We start from the raw sequence: 4,732 nt of genomic DNA on the forward strand, positions 1-4,732 counted from the left end.
GTACCGGATCATGTGCTATCTGGGCAAACATTGGATAAGTAACTTTATTAATGGCCGCCGAAATATTACTTATTGGTAATTGACTAAGAGAATCTGCGCGGGAGTAAAAACCAAGCTGGCTCGCAGAAAAATACTTGCCTATGATAATTAAATAAAGGTTTTGGTATACAGTATCTATTAACCCCGATACTGTCATTTTATAACCAAAATTGATATGTTTTTTAAAAAGCTCCCTGTCAAACACTAAACCCGGTCGCCAGGGTGAATAAATCCAGTGCAAAGCTGTTGATAAAAACGAAGTACATAATCCCATCCATACCAGGCTCCACACACCATAACCCAATTTTGCAAGTAAAATACCCAAAAGACCGCCTCCTATAGCTGCAGGTATTTGAATATTGGTTTGCAATTTAAACTTCATATCCTTAATTAGTATAGTGCTTTGTACACCAAAAAATGCGTTTATAATTAAAATAAGACTATAAACACGTACAACCGCTTTTAATATTGGCTGATTATAAAAATCGGCTATGAGTGGAGCGAATAAAAAAAGCAACGCATATAACAGGGAACTACCGGCGAGATTAAAATAAAAGACAGTTGAAAAATCCCGGTGATCTGCTTCCGGCGTACGAATTAACGATGCTGTTAAACCACTATCTAATAGCGAGTTACTAATTGCTATAAAAAGCGATAACATGGCTATCAATCCAAATTGCGACGGATCAAGAATGCGGGCGAGGAAAATAGATATACCAAATCCCACTAATTTTGCACTAATCTGCTGCCACAACGACCATAGTATGCCCGAAACAGCTTTTTCTTTATAGCTCATAATATTTTTACAGGCGGGCGTTTACAATACTATCTGGTAAAAATGCTTTCAGGTCATAAAGGACGGTATTGGGTTTACACAGATCTTTAAGATTCATGTCCTTAAATTCATCATGTGCTACTGCAAGTAAAATACCGTCATAAGTTCTTGTTTTAGATTCTCCGTTCTCGCATATTACCCCATAGGCTCGTTTTGCCTGCTCGGCGTTAGCCCATGGATCATGTATATGTACCTTTACCTTATACTCTTCCAGGCGCCGAACGATGTCTATTACACGTGTATTTCTAACATCGGGACAGTTTTCCTTAAAGGTAAAACCAAGTACCAATACTTCAGCATTAATCAGTGATGTACCACGGCATGTAATTTGTTTTATAAACTGATCGGCCACATATGCGCCCATTGAATCATTTATACGGCGACCGGCCAAAATAATTTCAGGATGATAACCTGCCTCCTGCGCCTTTTGAGCCAGGTAATAAGGGTCAACGCCTATACAATGCCCGCCAACAAGCCCTGGCCTGAAATTTAAAAAGTTCCATTTTGTGCCCGCTGCTTCCAATACCTTATGTGTATCAATTCCCAACTTGTTAAATATCATAGCCAGTTCGTTCACAAATGCGATATTGATATCACGTTGCGCGTTTTCAATAACTTTAGCTGCCTCGGCAACTTTTATTGAATCGGCTTTGAAGGTACCGGCAGTTATAACGGAGTTATAAAGTTTATCTACAATATCTGCAATCTTAGGAGTCGATCCAGAAGTTATTTTGCGAATATTGGCTACGGTATGGTATTTATCTCCCGGATTGATTCTTTCGGGAGAATAACCGGCAAAAAAATCAACATTAAAACGAAGATTTGAGGCTTTTTCCAATACGGGCATACACTCATCTTCGGTAACGCCAGGATAAACGGTTGACTCATAAACTACTATATCGCCTTTTTTTAACACTTTGCCAATTAGTAAGCTGGCATTTATTAATGGGGTTAAATCTGGGCGGTTATTTTTATCAACCGGGGTTGGAACCGTTACTATGTATACAGAGCAGGCTCTTAACTTTTCAATCTCATCAGTAAAATATAAACCCACAGGTGTTGTACAAACCGGCGTTGTTACGGCTTTTAACTGTTCTTCATTAATTTCTAATGTATGATCTATACCTAACCTAAGTTGGTTGATCCTGTTTTCATTGATATCATACCCAAATACCTTATATTTCTTAGCAAATTCAACTGCCAATGGCAGGCCGACATAGCCAAGGCCTATAATTCCGATTTTAGGTGCGTACTGTTCAATTTTCATAGTTTTGGTTTTGATTTGAGTTTTGAATTGTTAAATTTTGAAGGGGCACACGTGTTACCAATGCACAGTTAATGGTATCAAAAACCATAAGCACATTTTTGCCTTGTATTTGAATTACCTTACCAAGCTGATTTGTAAGTACGCCACATTTTATCTTTACGGTATCACCTATCGAAACACCATGCAGGTTCACAATTTCCAAATCTTTATAATTTGCCAGGTTATCTTTTATTTGTTCAATTACTGTGCTTCTAACCACAGCAGGTTTGCCCATATAGTATACATAACCCATTACACCTAAAGTGTAAAGAACATTTGCCTGATCATACAAATCGACATTAACAAATATGTAGGAGCTGAATAAAGGCAGGCTTACTTCCTTTTTTCTATCGGCCCACTGATTTACAACTTCCCTGAGCGGGCAATAAGATTCTATTCCCTTTTCCTTTAAAAGCTTGTCGACTTTTTTTTCCCACCGGGGCCTGGTATATATAACAAGCCATTTTTTTTCATGTAAACTTGACACGGGAGTTCTGTTTAAATTTAGTTGAGGTTCCATAAAACAAAGTGTATTAACTGGCTATTTTATATGAGCATTCATGGCTTCGCCATCTCACTTACATGATGTGGTTGGGGTATTTTATTTTTGAAAAAGGGTTCCGAAAATAGTACCCGGAGAAAAATTAAATCTTTATAACTCAACAGAACGTGTAACCTAATCTTGGGCAGTTACAGCTTCGCCACTCCACTTACATGGCGTTTTGTGTTTAAAAAATTTATTTTATTTTGTAACAAACAGTATTCTTTTAATAGCTTACAGCTTCGCCACTCCACTTACATAGTGCCTTGTTGAAAATACAAACTATCAAATACGCTAACACTAAATCCTATTCTTACCACTATACAGGTAAACCTGTATGATTAAAGCTATTCTACTAAGCACCGTAAACAGGTGCATATCCATAACCACCATATGCATAGGCCGGGCGGTTTTCTTTTTTTGCATCGTTAAATACAACCATCAGGTTTTTAAGTTTATCGTTGTCGTAAATATCCCTTAGCACGTCTAATTGCGCTGTACTTGTATAATTGTAACGTACAAGGTAAATACTCAAATCTGCAAAGTTAGCCAGGCTAAAGGCATCGGCAACAGCACCAACTGGTGAGGTATCAATTATAATGTAATCAAATTGAGTACTGCACCATTTAAAAAGCTGATTAACGCGTTGGTCTGATAACAGTTCAGACGGGTTTTCTGGTATTCTTCCGCATCCTAACACAAATAAATTTCCTGTTTCGCCATATGGCTGAATACAATCATATAATGAATCAATATCTCCGTCAAGAAAATCAGTGATACCCATTTTTTGTTCCAGTCCAATAGATTTGAGCAAATCAGGTTTGCGCAAGTCAAACTCCATGATCAGCACTCTTTTATTTAATAAAGACAGGGTTAATGCCAGGTTGATGCTAAAAAAGGTTTTGCCCTCTCCTTTCATACATGAGGTAACCAACATGGTTTTATGCGGAAGGCCCTGGTTCAATATCCCGATATTACTACGGATGTATCTAAACAATTCCGAAATAACAGTTGTACTTCCTCTATGTATAGCTACCTGGCTGTGTTGTCCATCGTTATGACAAAGCTCTCCCAATACCCTTACCCCTTTTATACTTAATAAGTTTGACGTATGTTTAATTTTAAAATTCAGTTTTTGACTTACAAAAACTAATAACCCGGGGATGAACAGGCCGAAAATACTACCCAGCAAGTACATCAACTGCTGTTTAGGATATTCGGGTTTAGGGTCGTATGCCGGTTTATCAATTACTTGTGATGACGGAATTGTGGCAGACAAGGATAAGGCTGTCTCTTCTCTTTTTTGTAATAAATATTGATATAAGTTAGTTTTTACGCTTTGTTCTCTGCTCCGCTGTAAAAGCCCTCTTTCAATTGAAGGCACCAAACGAATCCTTGAATCATACTCCGCAGAGTTTTGTATGAGGAGTTTATGCCCAATTGCAAACCCTTTTTTAATGTTGTTTAAATTTTCTTTAATGTTCGCACGCAGGCTCGCTATCTGGTTGCTTAAATTTTCAATGAGTGGGTTGCTCAGGTTTGCACTATTCAGCATCCTGTTTCTTTCAAGTTGAAGATCATTAAAACGGGTTACCAGCGTATTCAATACAGGATCTTTTAACCCCATTGTACTTGGCACTGCATCATATTGATTGCCAGGCTCGTTCAAATAGGCTTCAATAGACTTTACAATACCTAACTGCTCATTTGATTCTTCGAGCAATTGATTATACTCGGCAGATTTTGTCAAATTAACTTGTGTACCTGCACCAATCTCAGAAGCACCATTTTGCTGCTTATAAGCCTCGATATCGCCTTCTGTAGATGACAGATCCTTTTCCATTGTTTTAAGCCGCTTATCAATAAACAAGATGGTATTAACAGCCATAAGATTTTTCTTTCGCACATTGTCGGCATTATAAGTATTAATCATATTGGTTAAAATATCGATACCCCGTTGTGGCACCGCATCAACAATACTTAACACTAAGGTATTTGACTCCTTAATAAC

4 protein-coding genes are annotated in these 4,732 nt (G+C 37.8%); all 4 read right to left on the reverse strand.

All coding sequences use genetic code 11. The features are described 5' to 3' along the window. The coding region (locus AC1DO4_RS27555) for a lipopolysaccharide biosynthesis protein (RefSeq protein ID WP_477420981.1) at positions 1 to 835 on the reverse strand (835 nt) is incomplete at its 3' end. 7 nt (positions 836 to 842) lie between these two features. Next, positions 843 to 2,141, reverse strand: a complete 1,299-nt coding sequence (locus tag AC1DO4_RS27560) for a nucleotide sugar dehydrogenase (RefSeq protein ID WP_477420982.1) — start codon at positions 2,139 to 2,141, stop codon at positions 843 to 845. Continuing rightward, a complete protein-coding gene (locus AC1DO4_RS27565; RefSeq protein ID WP_477420983.1) occupies positions 2,131 to 2,667 on the reverse strand; it encodes a UpxY family transcription antiterminator in 537 nt (178 codons plus the stop codon). Before AC1DO4_RS27565 ends, AC1DO4_RS27560 begins: the two co-directional genes overlap by 11 nt. Positions 2,668 to 3,076: 409 nt before the next feature. Then, positions 3,077 to 4,732: GumC family protein (locus AC1DO4_RS27570; RefSeq protein WP_477420984.1), on the reverse strand; the 1,656-nt coding region annotated here is incomplete at its 5' end.

This window comes from Mucilaginibacter sp. P5_A6 (assembly GCF_056400585.1).